This window comes from Liquorilactobacillus sucicola DSM 21376 = JCM 15457 (assembly GCF_000612445.1).
GTDB lineage: Bacteria > Bacillota > Bacilli > Lactobacillales > Lactobacillaceae > Liquorilactobacillus > Liquorilactobacillus sucicola.
The window spans coordinates 1-19,670 of sequence record NZ_BALC01000002.1; the positions used below are offsets into that span (position 1 = coordinate 1).

General features: G+C 38.4%; 15 protein-coding genes, 1 tRNA gene and 2 pseudogenes. 14 read left to right on the forward strand and 4 right to left on the reverse strand.

The features are described from left to right. The 4 genes from JCM15457_RS03205 to JCM15457_RS03220 all read left to right on the forward strand — a co-directional run. Positions 1-688: L,D-transpeptidase family protein (locus tag JCM15457_RS03205; protein ID WP_152537262.1), on the forward strand; the 688-nt coding region annotated here is incomplete at its 5' end. Between the two features lie 239 nt (positions 689-927). Beyond that, positions 928-1,728 (forward strand): pyrroline-5-carboxylate reductase, encoded by an 801-nt coding sequence (gene proC, locus JCM15457_RS03210; protein WP_034987616.1) that lies wholly within the window; start codon positions 928-930, stop codon positions 1,726-1,728. A 20-nt stretch (positions 1,729-1,748) separates the two neighbouring features. Continuing rightward, positions 1,749-2,882: an N-acetylglucosamine-6-phosphate deacetylase gene (nagA, locus tag JCM15457_RS03215; protein WP_034987618.1), complete on the forward strand. Its 1,134-nt coding sequence runs from the start codon at positions 1,749-1,751 to the stop codon at positions 2,880-2,882. Positions 2,883-2,902: 20 nt separating this feature from the next. After that, positions 2,903-3,601, forward strand: coding sequence for a GntR family transcriptional regulator (locus JCM15457_RS03220; RefSeq protein ID WP_034987620.1), 699 nt, complete (start codon positions 2,903-2,905; stop codon positions 3,599-3,601). A 70-nt stretch (positions 3,602-3,671) separates the two neighbouring features. Here the strand turns inward: JCM15457_RS03220 and JCM15457_RS03225 are convergent. Beyond that, positions 3,672-4,405: pseudogene (locus tag JCM15457_RS03225) on the reverse strand (WecB/TagA/CpsF family glycosyltransferase). Positions 4,406-4,564: 159 nt separating this feature from the next. Here JCM15457_RS03225 and JCM15457_RS03230 point away from each other — a divergent pair. The 6 genes from JCM15457_RS03230 (at position 4,565) to JCM15457_RS03255 (ending at position 11,017) form a co-directional block, all read left to right on the forward strand. Then, positions 4,565-6,028, forward strand: coding sequence for a nicotinate phosphoribosyltransferase (locus JCM15457_RS03230; RefSeq protein ID WP_034987622.1), 1,464 nt, complete (start codon positions 4,565-4,567; stop codon positions 6,026-6,028). Positions 6,029-6,144: 116 nt separating this feature from the next. Then, complete coding sequence (gene nadE / locus JCM15457_RS03235; RefSeq protein ID WP_034987625.1) at positions 6,145-6,972, forward strand: NAD(+) synthase; 828 nt, start codon at positions 6,145-6,147, stop codon at positions 6,970-6,972. Positions 6,973-7,112: 140 nt separating this feature from the next. Next, positions 7,113-9,311: a helix-hairpin-helix domain-containing protein gene (locus JCM15457_RS03240; protein ID WP_187325788.1), complete on the forward strand. Its 2,199-nt coding sequence runs from the start codon at positions 7,113-7,115 to the stop codon at positions 9,309-9,311. Next, the gene (locus JCM15457_RS03245) at positions 9,308-9,757 is read left to right on the forward strand and encodes a SprT family protein (RefSeq protein ID WP_034987630.1); all 450 of its coding nucleotides are present in this window, start codon (positions 9,308-9,310) and stop codon (positions 9,755-9,757) included. Before JCM15457_RS03240 ends, JCM15457_RS03245 begins: the two co-directional genes overlap by 4 nt. Before the next feature lie 46 nt (positions 9,758-9,803). Then, positions 9,804-9,889 (forward strand) — tRNA-Leu (locus JCM15457_RS03250). A gap of 132 nt (positions 9,890-10,021) precedes the next feature. Further along, positions 10,022-11,017 carry a beta-ketoacyl-ACP synthase III gene (locus JCM15457_RS03255; protein ID WP_034987632.1) on the forward strand — a complete coding sequence of 332 codons (996 nt, stop codon included), beginning with the start codon at positions 10,022-10,024 and terminating at the stop codon, positions 11,015-11,017. A 388-nt stretch (positions 11,018-11,405) separates the two neighbouring features. Here the strand turns inward: JCM15457_RS03255 and JCM15457_RS03260 are convergent, their stop codons facing one another. Further along, on the reverse strand, positions 11,406-11,876 hold the full coding sequence (locus JCM15457_RS03260; protein WP_034987634.1) for an RpiB/LacA/LacB family sugar-phosphate isomerase: 471 nt from the start codon (positions 11,874-11,876) through the stop codon (positions 11,406-11,408). A gap of 262 nt (positions 11,877-12,138) precedes the next feature. After that, positions 12,139-13,356: an LCP family glycopolymer transferase gene (locus JCM15457_RS03265; protein WP_034987636.1), complete on the reverse strand. Its 1,218-nt coding sequence runs from the start codon at positions 13,354-13,356 to the stop codon at positions 12,139-12,141. A gap of 220 nt (positions 13,357-13,576) precedes the next feature. On the opposite strand from JCM15457_RS03265, the gene JCM15457_RS03270 reads away from it, so the two are divergent. The 4 genes and pseudogenes from JCM15457_RS03270 to JCM15457_RS03290 all read left to right on the forward strand — a co-directional run bounded on the left by JCM15457_RS03270 (position 13,577) and on the right by JCM15457_RS03290 (position 18,205). After that, entirely contained in the window at positions 13,577-14,524 is a 948-nt protein-coding gene (locus JCM15457_RS03270) for an AEC family transporter (RefSeq protein ID WP_034987639.1), read from the forward strand. A 12-nt stretch (positions 14,525-14,536) separates the two neighbouring features. Next, positions 14,537-15,496, forward strand: coding sequence for a DMT family transporter (locus JCM15457_RS03275; protein ID WP_034987642.1), 960 nt, complete (start codon positions 14,537-14,539; stop codon positions 15,494-15,496). A 406-nt stretch (positions 15,497-15,902) separates the two neighbouring features. Continuing rightward, positions 15,903-17,123: a C40 family peptidase gene (locus JCM15457_RS03280; RefSeq protein ID WP_034987644.1), complete on the forward strand. Its 1,221-nt coding sequence runs from the start codon at positions 15,903-15,905 to the stop codon at positions 17,121-17,123. Between the two features lie 411 nt (positions 17,124-17,534). After that, positions 17,535-18,205, forward strand: a pseudogene (locus JCM15457_RS03290) (2,3-bisphosphoglycerate-dependent phosphoglycerate mutase). Between the two features lie 113 nt (positions 18,206-18,318). Here the strand turns inward: JCM15457_RS03290 and JCM15457_RS03295 are convergent. Continuing rightward, a complete protein-coding gene (locus JCM15457_RS03295) occupies positions 18,319-19,653 on the reverse strand; it encodes a C1 family peptidase (protein WP_034988313.1) in 1,335 nt (444 codons plus the stop codon). Positions 19,654-19,670: the final 17 nt, after the last annotated feature.

Here is a 19,670-nt window from a genome sequence, read left to right on the forward strand (position 1 = left end):
TGGTAATAACACGATAAATGGTGTTGCATATTCAATGGACAAAAATAGCGGCGCAATAAGAAATATTGATACAGTTGGAATAAAATTGATGTCAGCAAAATTTGCTTCAAAAACAACTCAAACCATTGTTAATGTAAGTAATGGTGGTTCAAGTGCTAGAGTTTACCTGTATGAAAAAGACAAGAACGGCTTGTGGCAAAAAACGTTGTCAACAACTGGGCATGTTGGTCGGAATGGTATCGGAACTACGCATGAAGGATTGAGTACAACTCCTATAGGAGCTTTTAGTCTTGGCTTGGCATTTGGTAAGTATCCAAAGGCGAAGCTTAATACTAGTCTTGCGTATCGTCAGATAGATGGTAATTCATACTGGATTGAAGATCCTAAGGATGCTCAATACAATACTTGGCAAGAACGCTCATGGGCAAACTATAAAAATGAGCATTTAATTGATTATACAAAGAAAGCACCAAATAATCAGTACGAGTATGCGATTGTGATTAACTATAATACAAAGCAAATTGTGCGGAATGCGGGTTCAGGTTTCTTTCTTCATGTTGACAATGGGATCAATACAGCTGGTTGTGTATCTGTTCCTATTGCGGTGATGGAGAAATTATTTACGAAGTTAGGTAATGGTGCATACATTGTAAATGTTAATGATATTAATCAGATAAAGAATTACTAGAGTGTGAAATAATTGAATAAAAAATCTAACTATTTTTTTGAAGGGCAGAATAACAAAATTAATGTAATTTTGTTATTCTGCTTTTTAAGTTGTTAGAAAATAAAAATAGAATTTTAGCGAGTATTGTTTGTTCATTCATGGAAACAAACGTTTTAAATTGACTTTTTTTAAAACAACCGTTACATTCAATATATTGGTATATATCATTTTTACTCGAACGAATATTGGAGGATACGGCAATGAAATTAGGATTTATTGGCGCGGGACACATGGCACAAGCAATTATTAATGGCTGGCTTGATTCAGGGAAAGTCAATGGACTTGATATTTTTATTCATAGTGCGCACCGTGAAAGTTACGGTCCTTATGCACAAAAAAAGGGACTAGTAGCAGTTGAAAGTAACAATGAAGTTGTTGAAAAAACAGATATTATTTTTATTGCAGTCAAACCATTGATTTTAGGCAGTGTGCTTGCAGAAATAAAAGATAAAGTGAAAGCACAAAAAAAAGTTATTGTTTCAATGGTTAGCGGTGTTTCTCTTGCTGAGATTCAAGAAGCATTGGGCAGTGATAAGGTTGAATTACTGCGAATAATGCCAAATGTTAACGTTGAGATTAACGAAGGAATAACTGCATTGGCAAAGAACGCGCATTTGACGTCGAAAAATTATCAGGTTTGTAGAGAACTTTTTGAAGCACTAGGTAAAACAAGTGAAGTGGCTGAGAAAGATTTCAGTACATTTGTTGCTCTCGGAGGCAGTTCGCCAGCATTTGTTTATTTCTTTATAGATTCGCTTGCTAGAGCGGGTGTTAAGTATGGCTTGTCAAAAAAACAGGCAACGGAAGTAGCAGCACAAGCAGTGGTAGGAAGTGCCAAAAAGGTATTGGCCACATCGCGAACACCATGGGAACTTGTAGATGAGGTTTCATCCCCAGGTGGGACCACGGTTGCGGGTTTGCTGGCAATGGAAGAAGCTGGATTTATGACATCAATCGTAAAGGCTGTAGATGCTACGATTGCAAAAGATCGGGAGAAATAAAAAGACAAGGAGCCAAGAAAATGCTAACGGTATTGAAACACGGAACGATTTATACAGGAAGTGAAAAAATAGCAGACGGATATCTGCGCTTCAGCGATAAAATTGAAGCAGTTGGCCCGATGAGTGAATATAAAGCATTTGCTGGTGATAGGGTATTTGATGCAACGGGTAAAATAATTGTACCTGGTTTTATTGATGTCCATAGTCACGGCGGGTATGGTTTTGACTCAATGGATGGGGATCCAGAACAGATTGATAAAATGGTTAATGCAATGGTGCATGAAGGGATAACAAGTTATTTTGCAACAACAATGACACAAGCCCCTGCTGCAATTGCTAAGGCAATGAGCGGAATAAAAAAGGCTGCTGAACGGAACCCAATTATTCAAGGAATTCACTTGGAGGGACCGTTTATTTCGCCTGTGTTTAAAGGAGCGCAACCGGAGAAATATATTCAAGCACCAGATGTTAAGTTATTTGATGAATGGAACGAATTAGCAGGACACTTAATTAGACTAGTAACCTATGCGCCGGAACATCAGGCAACAGCAGCTTTTGAGGATTATTGTTTAGAACATGGCATTGTGTTGTCAATTGGTCATAGCAACGCAAAACGCGAGGAATTACTTACATCTAGGGCAAGTCATGTAACACATTTATACAATGCACAACGGGAATTTAAACATCGACAGCCGGGAGTGACAGGACATGCCTTGCTAGAGGATAACATTTACTGTGAGTTGATCGCTGATGGATTTCATGTTGTACCGGATATGCTTCGCTTAGCTTACGAGTTGAAAGGACCAGAAAAAATTGAGCTTGTGACTGACTCGATGCGTGCTAAGGGGATGCCTGAAGGGGTCTCTGAATTAGGGGGACAAAAGGTAATTGTAAAAGACAAGCAAGCACGCCTAGAGACTGGAAACTTAGCTGGTTCTGTATTGAAATATCCAGATGCCTTCAGAAATATCATGAAATTTACTGGTTGTGGAATAGCGGAAGCAGTACTGATGTCCTCCGTCAATCAGGCACGTGAATTTGATTTAAAGAATAAGGGCAGTTTGGTTGTTGGTAAGGATGCTGATTTAAATCTTTTTGATGCTGACCTACATTTGGTTGAAACGTACAGCCTTGGAAGACATTATCAAAATTAATCTAACGATGGAGGAAAAAAATGACCTCACCTATATATATTCAAATTCATAATGACATCAAACGTTCAATTGAGTCCGGCAAATGGAAAATTGGAGATCGGATTCCTTCTGAGCGCGAGTTGGCAGTTGATTTTGGTGTGAGTCGAATGACTTTGCGTCAAGCGGTACAAACGCTTGTTGATGAAGGCATATTAGAACGGCATGTTGGGTCGGGGACCTATGTGGCACGCCAAAAAGTTCAAGAAAAAATGTCAGGTGTAACTAGTTTCACTGAGCTAACCAAGGCACAGGGCAAAACTCCTTCAAGTAAAACAATTTCTTATCATGTAGCCACACCATCTTTAAGTGAACTAGAAAAGCTTAAATTAGGTGAAAAAGAACTAGTTTTACGGATGGAGCGAATACGTTATGCGGATGAAACACCTATTTGTTTCGAAGTTGCGACAGTTCCACAGGAATTGGTAAAAAGTTATAACAAAGATCAAGTGACAAGCTCGCTTTACCATGTTCTTGAAGAAAGTGGGTATGCCATCGGTCATGCTGAGCAAACGGTCTCGGCGATGCTGGCTTCGGAAAAAATAGCAGACTATCTTGAGATCAGACGTGGGGATGCTATTTTACGTCTGCGTCAGATAACAAATTTATCTAATGGACAACCCTTTGAGTATGTCAGGACACAATATGCCGGTGCTCGCTTTGAGTTTTACTTGGAAAAATAGGATTTGTTAGAAAGTCAAAAAGCTTAAGATCTTGTCGTGGTGAAATCGGCTGGTCTTAAGCTTTTACTGTTTACCGGTGGAGAAATTTAACACGCAAAATCAGCAAAAGGTACTTAGCAAAGCAAGCATCCTGCCAAAACGACTGGGTTCTTGTAAGAGACGATAAAACCATTCTAAGTGATGCTTTTGCCAAAAAAGCGGGGCACGTTTAGTAACGCCAGCTAAGACATCGAAGCTGCCGCCAACACCCATCCAAAGAGCCTGTGAACTATTTCGATAATCATTAATGAAAAACTCTTGCTTCGGAAATCCCAGTGCTACGAAAACAAAATCTGGTGCTGTTTGTTGAATCTCATGTGTGATAATTTGTTCATCCTTGAAATACCCATCATGATAGCCAGCAATCACCAACTGAGGATAATTTTGTGTGACCTTAGCAATCAGTTTGGTGATTACTTCAGGTTTAGCACCCAAAAAATAAACTCGTTTCTGTTTTTCGTTTGCAAATTCTAGAAGGGCACTGAGTGTATCGAACCCTGTGACACGTTCTGGTAAAGGCTGATTCAGAAGTTTAGCGCCCTTGATTATGCCAATTCCATCTGCGATTGTGTAATCAGCGTTATTTAAAATAGCAGCATATCTTTTATTTTTACGCGCAAAGAGAACGATTTCTGGATTTGCAGTCACTATGAAACGATTTCGGTGTAAGCAGCTATCTTTTTTTAATTGTGTCAGTAGTTCTTGATTAGTTATTTTTGTAAAATTGATACCTAAAATATTTACACGTGGATATAGATGTGACATGTCGCTTTAACCTACCTTCAAAAGATTACACTCAGTATAACAGAAAAAATGACGATATTATGAAAAAGTGATAGAATGATGCAATAGTGTAAAAACGGCAACACTTACGCTGCGCGCCTAATTAAGTAACTCAGTTGACTGCTGAGAAGGAGAATAAAAATGTTAACGAATTACCCAGATGATAGTTATGCACTGCATACAGATGAGTATCAGTTGAATATGATACAAACATACTGGTTGCAGGGCATTGACCAGAAAAAAGCAGTTTTTGAAGTGTATTTTAGAAAATTACCTTTTAAAAATGGCTATGCAATATTTGCAGGGCTTGAACGTGTGATTGAATATATTTCAAATCTGCGTTTTTCTGAGTCAGATCTAGCTTATCTGAAAGAGACAGGAAATTTTTCAGAAGAATTCCTTACTTACCTGAGTGAGTTTAAATTTACGGCAACTATCCGATCAGCGATTGAGGGGGAGGTTGTATTCAACAATGAACCGATTCTGCAAGTTGAGGGACCTCTGGCAGACTGCCAATTAGTTGAAACGGCAATACTGAATATAATTAATTACCAGACTCTGATAGCGACAAAGGCTGCAAGAATTCGTTCAGTTGTTCATAATGATGCGATTATGGAATTTGGAACAAGACGTGCTCAAGAATTTGATGCTGCTATTTGGGGAACACGAGCAGCCTATATTGGCGGTTTTGATGCAACAAGCAATGTTCGTGCAAGCAAAATTTTTGGCATTCCTACAAGTGGAACGCACGCTCATGCATTAGTCCAGGCCTACCGCAGTGATTATGAAGCATTCAAAGCTTATGCAAAAACCCATAAAGATTGCGTGTTCCTTGTTGATACATACGATACGTTACGTAGTGGGGTGCCGAATGCAATCAAGATTGCGCGTGAATTCGGAGAAGAGATAAATTTTCTGGGTGTGAGAATTGACTCTGGAGATATGGCCTATATTTCGAAAAGAGTACGTGAACAATTGGATGAAGCAGGTTTTCCTGATGCGAAAATCTATGCTTCAAATGATCTTGATGAAAAAACAATTACTAACTTGAAAATGCAAGGTGCTAAGATTGATGTTTGGGGCGTTGGAACCAAACTTATCACAGCTTTTGATCAACCAGCTTTAGGTGCTGTTTACAAAATGGTCGCAATTGAGAATAAAAGCGGCGAATTAGAGGATACCATTAAACTTTCTAGCAACGCGGAAAAGGTTTCAACTCCTGGCAAAAAACAGGTTTGGCGCATTACTAAAAAGGAGGATGGAAAATCAGAAGGTGATTATATTGCTTTATGGAATGAAGATCCGCGAAAAGAGGAGTCTTTGTACATGTTTCATCCTCAATATGTTTATATTAATAAAAATGTGACGGATTTTGATGCCCGACCATTGCTACAAGATATTTTTAAGGACGGAAAATTGGTGTATCAACTGCCCTCATTAGTTGAAATTAAGCAATATGCGCATGAACGTTTGGATAGTTTATGGGAAGAATATAAGCGCGACCTTAATCCACAAGATTATCCAGTCGACCTCTCGCAGGAATGTTATGACAATAAAATGAAAATTATAAAAGAAATCCGTGAAGATATCGGAAAAAAAGCGTAAAATTAGATTGATGACAGATAATATTACATCTGCTTAATACGGATAGTCGGGGATACTACAAAAAGAGTATTTTAAGTGGTATACCTGTGCTATTAACAACACAAGGAGTGAATAAAATGCGACAATTGCAGCAGAAAATTATTGCAGATTTAAAAGTGAGTCCAAAAATTGAACCTCAACTAGAAATCAGGCGCAGCGTTGACTTTTTGAAGGAATATCTAAAAAAGAATTCGTTTCTAAAAACTCTTGTTCTTGGTATTTCAGGTGGACAGGATTCAACTCTTACGGGTAAATTATGTCAAATGGCTATCAGTGAATTGAGGTCTGAGACAAAAGATGAGGCGTATAAGTTTGTTGCTGTTCGATTGCCATATGGAAATCAGGAGGATGAGCAGGATGCAATGGATGCAATTGCATTTATGCAGGCTGATGAGACGGTTAGAATCAACATTAAAGCTGCAACTGACGCAACGGTTGCAAGTATTGAGGAAAATAACCTCAAGGTCAGTGACTTTAATAAGGGGAATATCAAAGCTCGGCAAAGAATGATTGCTCAATATGGTGTTGCTAGTGCTGTAAAGGGGGCGGTTGTTGGAACCGATCATGCTGCTGAGGCAGTAACGGGTTTCTATACAAAGTATGGTGACGGTGGGGCAGACATTACTCCCATTTGGCGCTTGGACAAACGCCAAGGCCGTTCCTTGTTGGAACTGCTTAAGGCACCCAAACATTTGTACAAAAAAACACCAACTGCTGATTTAGAAGATAATCGGCCGGCTTTACCCGATGAAGTAGCTCTTGGGGTAACCTATGATGATATTGATAATTATCTTGAAGGATACGAAGTGAACGAAGAAGCAGCTGCTAAAATTGAATCTTGGTACTTGCGAACTCAGCATAAGCGCCATTTGCCAATCACAGTTTTTGATAAGTTTTGGAAATAAGTCAGCAATTTAATTTTAGTATTGCTGTTTTAAGTAGGCCTGTCCATTATCGTGCTATAATGGACAGGTATTTTTCACGGATTGTTAGCACTATTATTATCGGATAGGTGGAAATCTCGAAAACTTTAAAGATAGGGGACATGTGCATAATGAATATTGAGATTGAAAAAAATGTTGCTCAAAAGGTAGGAATTTCTTTCAAAAATGTGCATGCAGCTTTGGAGCTTTTGCACGCAGGAGACACGGTTCCCTTTATCGCACGTTATCGTAAAGAACGAACAGGCAGTATGGATGAAGTTGTACTGCGGGATATTCAAAGCATCTACCAAGTCAATGAAAAGTTAGCTTCTTACAAACAAAAGGTCATGAATGCTATCGCTGACCAAGGTCAGATGACAGAGAATTTACAAAAACAAATAAAAAATGCAAAGACACTTCAAGTTGTCGAGGATCTGTATCTTCCTTTTAAAAAGAAACGAAAAACACGGGCAACAGCAGCAAAAGAAGCGGGACTAATACCATTTGCTGATTGGCTATTGACCTTTCCGCAGAACGGAATAAGTGAAAGGGCTGCAAATTTCATAAATCTTGAACAGCACATTTCGAATGTCGAAGACGTTATCGCAGGTGCTCAAGATATAATTGCAGAAACAGTCAGCGAAAACGCCGTTTTTAGAGCCTATATTCGAAAAACGATTAAAAAAACTGGTTCCTTGTTGGCGAGAAGAAAAAATGCTGCAAAAGATGAAAAAGGTATTTTTAGAGATTACTACGAGTTTGAAGAAACTATAACTAAGATACCGTCGTACCGTGTTTTGGCACTTGATCGCGGGGAAAAAGCAGGTGTTTTATCTTTAAAACTAAAAAGCGACGAAGAATACATCTTGCGTTATCTGCATTCACAGTTAATCTTGCAACAGACGGGTCCTGCAGTTGATCTAATAGTAACTGCATATACGGATGGTTTTAAAAGATTGATTAAACCAGCACTGGAGCGTGAAATACGTAATCAGTTGACGGAAAAGGCGCATGAACATGCAATTGAGGTTTTTGGAGATAATTTATACCACCTTCTAATGCAAGCACCTCTTAAAGGAAAAATAACGTTGGGATTTGATCCTGCGTATCGGACAGGATGCAAATTAGCAATTGTCGATCAAACCGGAAAGTTTGTTGCGAAGCAAGTAATTTATCCGCATGCTCGAAAAAAAGGCGAAGATGCATCAGGTACGCAAAAAAAGAAAGCTGCCATTGAATTTGAGAATTTGTTAGAAAAATATCAGGTTGAAATGATTGCAATTGGCAATGGAACAGCGAGTCGAGAGTCAGAACAGTTTGTTGCACAAATAATTCAAAACTGCGCACGTCAGATTTACTATGTGATTGTCAGTGAGGCTGGAGCTTCGGTTTACTCAGCTAGTCAAATTGCACGTTCAGAATTTCCTGACTTTAATGTTGAAGAACGTTCAGCTGTTAGCATCGCTCGTCGTTTGCAAGACCCGCTAGCAGAATTAATCAAAATTGATCCACAGGCAATCGGGGTTGGTCAGTATCAGCATGATCTGCCGCAAAGTAAGCTGCAAGAACGGCTAGCTAATGTTATTGAAACGGCAGTCAATCAAGTAGGAGTAGATCTGAACACTGCAAGTATCCAATTATTACAACATGTAGCAGGGCTGAATGCAGTAACTGCTACTAATATTGTAAAATATCGTAACGAGAATGGCGCTTTTACGAGAAGAGCGGAGCTGAAGAAGGTAAGCCGTTTGGGTCCGAAGGCTTATCAGCAAGCTGCAGGCTTTTTGCGTATCCCAGATGGTAGCAATATTTTAGATAACACCGATATTCATCCTGAAAGTTATGCATTGACACGGCACTTGCTAAATTATTTGGAAATCGACTTGGCAGATATTGGTACGCGGGAAAGTGTTAAAATTATCTCTGAACAAAACAGTGTTAGTTTGGCTGAAAGGCTGCAGGCAGGACGCGAAACGATTGCGGATATTTTAAAAAGCCTGCAAAAGCCAGGCAGAGATATGCGTGAAGAATTACCAGCACCGCTTTTGAGACAAGACGTATTGAAGATGGAAGATCTAAGCGAAGGAATGAAATTGCAGGGAACAGTACGCAATGTGGTCGATTTTGGAGCCTTTGTCGATATTGGGGTCAAGCAAGACGGACTGGTTCATATTTCAAAACTAACAGATAGGTTTATAAGCAAACCGCACGAAGTTGTTTCGGTGGGGGATATTGTCACTGTCTGGATTGAAAATATTGATCTTACACGGCAACGTATACAGTTGACAATGCTTGATCCCGAGAAGAGTAAAGTACGATGAGTGATGAACAGCTTCAACAATTAGTCGGCCAAATTTCTCGTGATGTATTTAAAAGTGATTTTAAACACCAGGCCTACTTTAACAAACGTCTAAGGACGACGGGTGGCCGTTACTTATTGTCTGATCATAATATTGAGATTAACCCTAAGATGTTGACAGAACATGATTTTAACACACTGGTAGGAGTCATCAAACACGAATTATGCCACTATCACCTTCATTTGAAAGGTCGGGGTTACCGGCACAGAGATCGTGCATTTAAACAATTACTGCAACAGGTTGAAGGTTCACGTTATGCTCCGCATTCAAGAAAGCCAAGAAAAAAGCTATGTTATCGTTGTTTAGAATGTGGACAAGAATATCTTCGTCTTCGAAAAATTGATACAAAGCGTTATGTCTGTTCGCGTTGTCAAGGACATTTGATTTTAATTAGAAAAGATAAATAAATGCTTGCCTGCTACAATATGTTTTGCTATAATGAATTCTGTTGTTGCGGGTATGGCGGAATTGGCAGACGCGTCAGACTAAGGATCTGGTGGGCCTTATAGCCCGTGATGGTTCGAATCCATTTACCCGCATTGAGTAAATAAGGGGGTGGGACAAAACTTATGTTTTGTTCCATCCCCTTATTATGCATAGCTGAAAATTTAATAGGACCGGATTTCTTTATACAGGGTAGTTCTGATAAAGGTTGAGAGGTGGACTAGTTAGTGAAAAAAGCAGTAAAAATAATAGCAAGTGCGCACTATGTTCCAGAGCATATTGTTACTAATGACGACTTGAGTCAGCTTATGGAAACTTCAGATGAATGGATTCAAACACATACAGGCATCAAAACCCGTCATTTTGCAATTGGAGAGAATACTTCGGACATGTGTGTGAAGGTTGCTGATAAATTATTGAGTGAAGCACAATTATCTGCCACAGATCTTGATTTGATCATTGTGGCAACAATAACTCCCGACTCATTAACGCCGTCGACGGCTGCCAGAGTCCAGCAAAAAGTTGGCGCTGCCAAAGCTTTTTCATTTGATGTCAGCGCAGCTTGTGCAGGCTTTGTTTTTGCTTTGAGCACAGCTGAGAAATTTATACGTAATGGCAATTATAAAAGGGCTTTGGTAATAGCTGCCGAAACTAATTCGAAAATGATGGATTTTAAAGATCGAACTTCGACCGTATTTTTTGGGGATGGTGCAGGGGGAGTTCTAATTGAGGGAAGCCAAGATTCAGCAGATGAAATGTTTATAGCGGAAAAATTAGAAACGCGAGCCGATGCGGAAGTGATTCATAGTGGACGAATTCCCCCGCTTGACCGAGTTGCAGCTGAAAATTATCCTAGTATAGATGCTTTTTATCAAGATGGACATGCTGTCTTTGACTTTGTCACGGCGGTTATTCCTGAACATATTGAAAAGCTGCTGCACTCAGCTTATTTAACTCCGCAAAATTTGGACTTGCTTATTCCGCATCAGGCTAATCTACGATTAATTGAAAGAATTGCGAAACAGTTGCGGCTGCCATTATCGAAATTTGTGACTAATATTGAAAATAATGGTAATACTTCATCAGCTGGAATCCCAATTGGTCTAGATATGGTACTTAAACAGCATGGACAGCATAAACTAGTTTTGCTTACAGGATTCGGCGCAGGTTTGGCTTATGGCAGTATTTTGCTAGATTTATCCCACTTTCGAAATGAGGGTTGAGGAGTTAAAAGAGCAGTCATAAAGTTTTGAATATTGCTCACTGTTTATCCAGTTTGTTATAGCAAAACAAAGACATGATAAAAGGCAAGTAGTGATTGAACACAAAAGCTGACTGCATGAGGAGAAATATACAAATTGTTTAAAGTAAGAGAGCGTGACATAAGTCGGGAAAATTTGAGTAATAACTCGAAATTACGAACGTAGACGGAGAATTTTGGCTTATGGAACACGTTTATACGGAATAAAAAGAGGGGCTGTGCCAAAAGTTAACTTTTGGCACAGCCCTAATTTTAGACTGTAGAAGAAATGTGATTCTATAATCAGTCTGTTGATATATGTTGTTTTAAAAATCACTTTACTTAGTGAAGCTAATATTGGAGAGGATTAATTAGTTGATTTCATCTAATTTTTTTAGGTGTTTTTCAGTAATAGCCTTAACTTTTTTTACGCGACGGATATATTTTTCTTGCGCTAAAAAGTCAGTTGTCATCCAGACTTTAACAATTTCTTCCGCAATAGCAGGACCTATTATTTTACCGCCTAAGCATAAGACATTGCTGTCATTGTGCTGACGTGCTAGTTTAGCACAAAATGGGTCCTGACAAACAACTGCATCAACACCGTAGACACGGTTAGCAATCATTGCACTGCCATAGCCCACACCGTCGATAAAAATCCCACGATCAGCTTTCTTTTTGGCAATTTCCAAAGCAGCTGGATAGACGAAGTCCGATAAGTCGACAGAATCAGTCGAGTAAGGGCCAAGATCTTTAACTTCATGTCCCATGGATTCTAGAAGGGGAATGATTTCTTTTTTTAATGCAACACCTGCGTGATCACTTGCTAGAACTATTTTCAAGAGGAACGCTCCCTTTATTTTAGTTTAATATTAGAGAATTGCTCGTTGTTTGGAATAAACAATGAGTATTCACGTTGTTCATTATACAATAAAAAATTAACATGTGAATTTATTTTGTGGTCATCAAGCGTGATTAATTAGAAAACAGAGAAATACACACAATTATGGCTTCTGGGTGAGATTTGATAAAAAATGCTTCAAAAGACACGAGTTCTAAGTCAGTCCTTTGAAGCTTGAAGCATTTTCTGTTAGTAGTGTCAGCCTAGTAACCGTTTGAGTAAGACGAAGTTGAATAAGCAGGCGTGTAAGTGCTGTTGTTTGAATAACTATTGCCATCAGAATAAGACGAACCATTATCGCTTCCATTGATTGTCGAGGATGAATCGTTGTCGGAATATGAACCTCCATTCGAAGAGTAAGTGTTGTTGGAATAATTCTCATTGACCTGTCCGTAAAACTCTTCAGTGGAAGGTTTTAAATTCAGTTCGGAGCGAATTCTATCGGAAACCTTTTGTTTTTCCTTAGCAGAAACGATCTGATATGAAACACCGCTAAGCATTGCATCTGAGCCTTGGAGAACATCAGATTTCATTGAATTTGCAGCCTCTTTATAATTTGTTTCGATTGTAATCATATCATCGTATGTCATATCTGTTTGCATATTATCTTCAATTGTTGCTAATATTTTTTTATAGTTGGCAAGTGAAGCCGAAGAAGCTGCTTTGCTTGCAATAGCTTTGATGATCTGCTTTTGCCGTTTCTGCCGACCATAATCACCTTCTGGATCACTGTAACGCATACGAGAGTACGCAAGGGCTTCTTGACCATTCAGTTTGACTGTTTTGCCTTTGGTTACATCCGCATAGCTGTACTTGAAAGTCAATTGTGGTGTAACTGTAACGCCTCCTAGAGCATCCACGACTTTACGCAAACCACCCATGTTGACTAGCAAGTAAAAGTCAATGGGAACATGCAGGGTGTTTTGAACAGTTTCAACAGCAGATTTAGTTCCACCAATGGTGTATGCTGAATTTATTTTGTCATATGAATTTTCACTGTCTTTTATTTTGACTTGTGTGTCTCTAGGAATGCTCGTCAATGTTGCACGCTTAGTCTGAGGATTAACTGTTGCAAGGATAATCGTATCAGTTCGTCCTTTGTCACTCCGCCCTAAGTCACCTGTATCTGTGCCCAGTAAAAGTACAGAAAAGGGTTTTTTGTCTTTAAGTACTTGAGAGACATTACGTGATTTTTTAATATTTGTCTGTTTAAAGGTTTTGCTGATAGTATCTTTTGCAACACCCAACATGTTATATGCATAAAAGGCTGTACCATAAAATAAAATAAGGATCAAACCTAGTAAAATAGTACATGTGAGGCGTCTTTTGCCGCGTGGACTTTTCTTTCGGTGTGAAGAACCATTGTTTCTGCGCATAGGCGTGTCAATTAGCTCCTCAGAATTTTTGTCATTATTATTCATAAAAAACTCCTTAAATTCGACATTATGTATGAGTGAATTATACTACTTAGTGGCGAAATTTGTGTAGTAAAAAAAATGCTTAACGGTAAATTAAATAATTAATGTTTTTTAGTTAGATGAAAAACTGTTGATTTATAGCTAGTCTTGTAATGCATGTTACAGAATTGTGATATACTTATGAATGTTTAGTATAAGAATAATGAGAAAGAGAAGTGAAGCTATGCAAGTTTTTGAACATAGTATATCTGGAGTTTTGATCATCTTAGTCATGATCGTTCTTGGGTATGTTTTGGCAGAGCGGAAATGGTTTGATGAAAAATCAACTAAATTGATTGCAAGGATTGTGACTCAGATTTCATTGCCTTGCTATATGATCTCAACAATAATGAGCAAATTTTCCGCAGGAGATTTAGCAAGAATGATACCAGATTTGCGCTTTCCTGTCATCTCTATGATGATTTTAATGGCAATTGCATTTGCCCTTGTGCGAATTTGCAAGATACGTGATAGCCATGCTGGATTGTTCTCATCCATGTTTTTTAACTCAAATACTGTTTTTGTAGGTCTGCCAATCAACCAAGCTCTTTTTGGAAGTGAAAGCATCCCATATGTCCTTATTTATTATATGGCGAACACAACAATTTTTTGGACACTTGGAACATATCTTATCCAGCGTGATGGTGGTCAGGAAATAAAATTTGATTTGAAAAAGACACTTGGAAAAATATTTTCACCACCCTTACTAGGTTTTATCGTGGGAGTTATCTTTGTATTGCTGGGTATAAGATTACCAGATTTTGTCAATTCTGATTTGGACTATATTGGCAGTCTGACTATTCCGTTGTCGATGATTTTTATTGGCATTTCGGTTTCACATGCCGGTTTAAATAAGCTAGCCTTAAAAAAAGACAACGTGCTGATTCTGCTAGGTCGTTTTGTTTGTGCACCAATTTTGATGTCTTTACTCGTTATCCCAGCAGATATGCCCTTAATAATGAAGCAGGTATTTATCTTACAGTCAGCCATGCCAGTTATGACTAACGCACCTGTTGTTGCAAATTTGTACAATGCTGATTCGGATTATGCAGCTGTCATGGTTACTGAAACCACACTTATTTCTTTAATTGTAGTACCAATTTTAATGGTTGTAACACAAAATATAGGATAGGGAGTATCGATCGTGAAAAGGACGATAGTTTATGTTTTAATATCAACCTTGATGTTTAGCTCGATGGAGATCGCCTTGAAAGTAGCGGGAGCAACTTTTAACCCGATTCAATTGAATTTAATTCGTTTTTTTATTGGGAGTTTAGTTTTACTTCCAATTGCCAACAAATCGCTTAAACAAAATAAGCGTACACTAACAAAACAAGATTGGCTTTTATTTTTAGTGACAGGTTTCTTGTGCGTCATTGTCAGTATGTCGTTATTCCAGCTTGCTGTAGTTTCGACAAAGGCCTCAACTGTCGCCGTATTATTCAGCTGTAATCCTGTTTTTGCATTGATCTTTGCTTTTCTGATTTTACATGAACGGCTTGGCCGAGCTAATCTGATTGCCGTAGTTATTTCAATTATTGGTCTCTTGATTATTATTGACCCAGCTCATTTATCGCGGCCTACTGGGATTGTTTTGGCTCTTTTATCGGCAGTTACATTTGGCTTTTACTCAATTGTATCACGCTATGGTTCTACGAAACGTGGCTTGAATGGGATAGTGATGACTTGTTATACATTTATTGCCGGAACAGCTGAGTTGTTAGTTATTTCTTGGTTGACACATATTCCAGCGGTTGCTCTTTGGTTGGGGAAGAGCAGTTCAATGTCAAGTTTTAAGAATTTGCCTATAATTCAAAATATCACATTTTCAGCACTTCCAATGCTTCTTTACTTAGGTGTTTGTGTAACCGGAGGCGGATTTGCATTTTATTTTTTGGCGATGGAAAGATCAAATGTTTCGACCGCTTCGCTTGTATTTTTCATTAAACCAGGTCTTGCGCCAATTCTAGCAGCTATCTTGATTGGTGAAAAAATTTCGGTGTTAACAATTATTGGGATTATAGTTATTTTAATCGGTTCCGTGGTTACCTTTATCGGTAATAAAGTCAAGGAAGAAAACATTGATGCAGCATCAAAATCTTAGTTCTGCAACGACCATCTGAGATGTGAAATATTTCCCGGGTTGCTATTGAAAAATAAATAGTAACCCGGGTTTTTGTATACAATTATTTGTTTTTTAGAGTATATCCGAATGACATAGTGGTAATCAAAACTGTTATAAGATGACTTTAAGGTTACACAAGTAATATTTAGGCGATGATTTAGAATAAAACGCTAAAAACGAGTTATATATAGCTAGTTATGGCGGGGATGAGCTAGCTTTGTAACTTTAGAAATAAAAATGTAATATTTGGGACCAAAATGGTACTTAATAAGGTATTTTGTAAATATAATGTAATGCTCTTTCCCCCAGCTTAATGATAATATTATAAGCGTGGTTATTTAAAAAAATATTAATAATATTAACGATCGGTAGAGGTGTATGGTTCATGGGGAAGAATAATTTAGTGAAAGTTACAACTGCGATAGCAGCAGCATTAGTTGTTTTCAGTTTAAAAACTGGAGTTTCAGCATCAGATACGGTTAGTAAAATAAGTGATGTGAACAGGAAAATTGATCAAACGCAGTCTTTAATTTCAGATAATCAGCAAAAATTGTCCAAGCTGCAGGAAAAACAAACAGCTGATGCTCAAGAAATTCAGTCTTTAACCAAAAATATTAATGCACGCAAAGATCATTTAGCTAAGCAGGCACGTTCAGCGCAGATAAATGATGCAGGTTCGATTATTCAATTTGTAACTGATTCAAACAATCTTAGTGATGCAGTTGACCGTGTTACGACAGTTGCAACTATGGTTCATGCTAACAACCAGACTCTCTCAGACCAAAAAAAAGATAAACTAAAGGTGGCTGCTGATAAAGAAAGCATTGACCTTGCAGAAGATCAACAGAAAAAGGTAAACGCAAAACTGCAATCAGATATGGCCGATTTAGCAGTTCAGAAGACAGAGCTACAAGTACGAAAAGCTAAAGAAGATGCTGATAAGAAAAATGCAGAAAATGCTTTGGCAGCAGCTAAAAAGGCAGCTACCACGGTTAAGACTACTAAGGATTCGACTGTTGCAGTTAAAGCCTTGGCAACAGCCAATAAAGCTGCAGATAAAGCTGCTTCAAATAAGCCAGAAAGCTTGAATGCTACAACTGTTTCCTCCAGTAACAATAACGGTAGTGTTGTGACAAAATTGGCAAATACAAATAGTACAGATACTAACAGTTCCACCGACAAGACCAATGACAGCAATGATGCTGTTAGCAGTTCATCCTCAAACAATGCACCAAGTACATCAAGTGTTGATACAGGTTCAGCAGTTTCAGCAGCGTTATCTTTGACAAGAATGGGTATCCCGTATGTTTGGGGCGGCAGTTCTCTTTCTGGAATGGATTGTTCAGGATTAACGGCCTTTGTTTATGGTAAATTTGGAGTTTCTTTACCACATAATACAGCAGCTCAAGAAGGTTATGTTTCCTACGAATCCGTTGCTCAGGCGCAACCAGGGGACTTGCTTTTCTGGGGTGCAAAGGGCAGCAGCTACCATGTAGCTATTTATATTGGCGGAGGCCAATATGTTCATGCTCCACAAACTGGACAAAATGTTAAGGTGGGCAGTATTTCGACATTCGCTCCATCTTTCGCAGGTCGCTTAAAATAAGAGCGTTGAATATTTTTAATTAAACAATAGTTTTAAAAAAGAATGAATATTAATAAGTCATGATATTTTAAACTTTAAATGTGAATTATATGAATATTGCAGCTTTTAAACATGAGCAATGTACATATAAGAAGAAAAGACAAATTATCAGAAGTACGTTAACATCGATTTAGATAATACAAGATGAAAACAGGAGTTTTGGTCAAAGCATCATTTTTGATCTATTCCCTGTTTTTTTATTTGCATCGCCAGCATTATGGTATTTTAAATGACGATCTGTGTGTCAATTGGATGCATATTTTTGCAATACATGCAGTGGCTTTTTGTTTGTGTCGGCTGATTGTTGCTTTTATGATGATCTAAAATTTGGTATGATAACTAGTAAACCTTATAAAAGAAAGGTCGAGCGACTTGGTTAAATTAGTATTATTGCGTCATGGTCAAAGTCAGGCTAATCAGACTAACACCTATACGGGGTGGACAGATTCATTGTTAACTAAAGAAGGAATGCGGCAAGCTGTAAAGGCTGGCAAGCTTCTTAATAATGAAAAAATATGGTTTTCAGCCGCCCATACTTCATCTTTGGTACGTGCAATCAAAACAGCTGATATCGTTTTAGAGATGATCAGGCAGTCAAGTATCCCAATGCGAAAGAGTTGGCGCTTAAATGAGCGTCATTATGGAGCATTGCGTGGTGTTAATAAAGAATTTTCGCGTCAATTATACGGAAAACATCAAGTTGCCTTGTGGCGGCGCAGTTACGATGCCATTCCTCCGCTGATGGATAGCCTGATTTTGAGCGACGCTACAATAGATATCCGAGCACCATTATTCCATTGGGAGAAAGCCTAAAAATGGCTTCAAGACGGATTGTACCTTACTGGCTTGATAATATTGCCCCACAGTTACTGCATGGCAAAAACCAATTGATTGTTGCACATGGCAGCACACTACGCGCTTTGATTAAGTATATTGAGGGTATCAGCGATGAAGAGATTGATGGAGTAGAGGTTGCTAATGCAGTGCCAATTATTTATGAACTAGATCATAAATTAAGGATTGTTACTAAGAAGACACTCTAAGTGAATCGATATTTTCTACGTAAAATAGACAAAAAAAGAACCTTTTGCTAAATTTCAGTAAATATTAGCAGAAGGTTCTTTTTGGAAACTGTTAATAAGAAGCAGTGCATTAATTAAGCAAGAGAACCCATTGGATCCCATGGAGCAAGCACTTTAGGATCTTCTTTTAAGACTTTTTGTAGATCCGCAGAAAGATATTTTTTATTTACGACGACTTGATAACAGAACTCATTCATCCAATCGTTGCTCATAACGAAGAAACCATTAGTACCGACTTTTTTACCCCATGAATTTTCAACTTTCCATTTGGTAGGTTTGTTATCAACTAAATCAACTCCTGTTAGTACCATTGCATGTGTCATCAAACTTTCACTGTAATCAAGGCGATCAGCTTTAGACATGGTGAGATCAACATCAAACAAGTCGTTTTTATGGTAAAGAGCAGTATCCATAATACCTTTTTGACGATCAGATTCCTGTCCGACATCGCAGCCGAACCATACACTTTCACCAGCCTTTAATTGCGCAATGGCAACTTGGCGGAATGTCTCCATATTGACATTTAGATGGCGTACTTGCCGCCCATCAACGACGTTTCCAAGCATCTCAACGGTGTACATGTGATTATAAGGCTTGTCTGCCGTAGGCCCATTGATGATTGATACATAATCGTCAAGATTCCAGCCGACATACTTCTCGAAGAAAGATTGAGGTGTCAAGTTACGATCAAGGTGATATTTCTTATCAGTATCGCGGTAAGCAAAATCAAACTTGGTCGGCGGTTCGCCAAAACTGTAGGCTAACATTCGATAGGATTCATCAAGCATTTGGGCCTTTGTTTCATCGATTTGTGCAGCAGATGCTTCTGTGGCAACTAACTTACGAAGTTTGACTGCATCTTTGCGTAGTTTTAGATTAAAAGTACTGTTGAATTCGTTAGATTTTGAAGAATTATAAGTTTCAGGCATTACGGACTGCGGCACGACACCATATTTTTGGATGATAGCCACGATCATATCCCACTGGCCTCCATCTTGCTGTGGTGTTGTCATCAACCAGCTGACTTTACGGTCAGAAGTTGGCAACGATGCAGTCTTAAGGACGTTTTCGTAGAAATAGTTTGCTTTTTCAAGCTTATCCCAGAAGTATGTGTAATTTTGAGATAACTCAAAGTCTTTAGGAACATTGAATTTATTTTTGATATCGTGGCGCATTGTATTTAATGCAGCAAACATCCAGCAACGCCCAGACTGCTTCTGATTTGCAACGTCGCCCGTATCCAAATCGATTGAAAAAACCGGGTTCATCTTAACTTCAGAATGATAATCTGCAGTAGTTGCTAAGATACCATTTTTTGTTACAGCGCGCTCAATCACTGCATAATCTTGACGCTTTTCTAATGATTTTTTGAATTTAGCTAGTTGTGTTGCATCAATAGCTTTAGTCAACAAAGTCACTCTCCCTT

Excerpts from the sequence above, each read along its gene's own strand:
- proC (WP_034987616.1), top strand. The coding sequence starts at position 928 with ATGAAATTAGGATTTATTGGCGCGGGACACATGGCACAAGCAATTATT.
- nagA (WP_034987618.1), top strand. The coding sequence starts at position 1,749 with ATGCTAACGGTATTGAAACACGGAACGATTTATACAGGAAGTGAAAAA.
- JCM15457_RS03220 (WP_034987620.1), top strand. The coding sequence starts at position 2,903 with ATGACCTCACCTATATATATTCAAATTCATAATGACATCAAACGTTCA.
- JCM15457_RS03230 (WP_034987622.1), top strand. The coding sequence starts at position 4,565 with ATGTTAACGAATTACCCAGATGATAGTTATGCACTGCATACAGATGAG.
- nadE (WP_034987625.1), top strand. The coding sequence starts at position 6,145 with ATGCGACAATTGCAGCAGAAAATTATTGCAGATTTAAAAGTGAGTCCA.
- JCM15457_RS03240 (WP_187325788.1), top strand. The coding sequence starts at position 7,113 with ATGTGCATAATGAATATTGAGATTGAAAAAAATGTTGCTCAAAAGGTA.
- JCM15457_RS03245 (WP_034987630.1), top strand. The coding sequence starts at position 9,308 with ATGAGTGATGAACAGCTTCAACAATTAGTCGGCCAAATTTCTCGTGAT.
- JCM15457_RS03265 (WP_034987636.1), bottom strand. The coding sequence starts at position 13,356 with ATGAATAATAATGACAAAAATTCTGAGGAGCTAATTGACACGCCTATG.
- JCM15457_RS03270 (WP_034987639.1), top strand. The coding sequence starts at position 13,577 with ATGCAAGTTTTTGAACATAGTATATCTGGAGTTTTGATCATCTTAGTC.
- JCM15457_RS03280 (WP_034987644.1), top strand. The coding sequence starts at position 15,903 with ATGGGGAAGAATAATTTAGTGAAAGTTACAACTGCGATAGCAGCAGCA.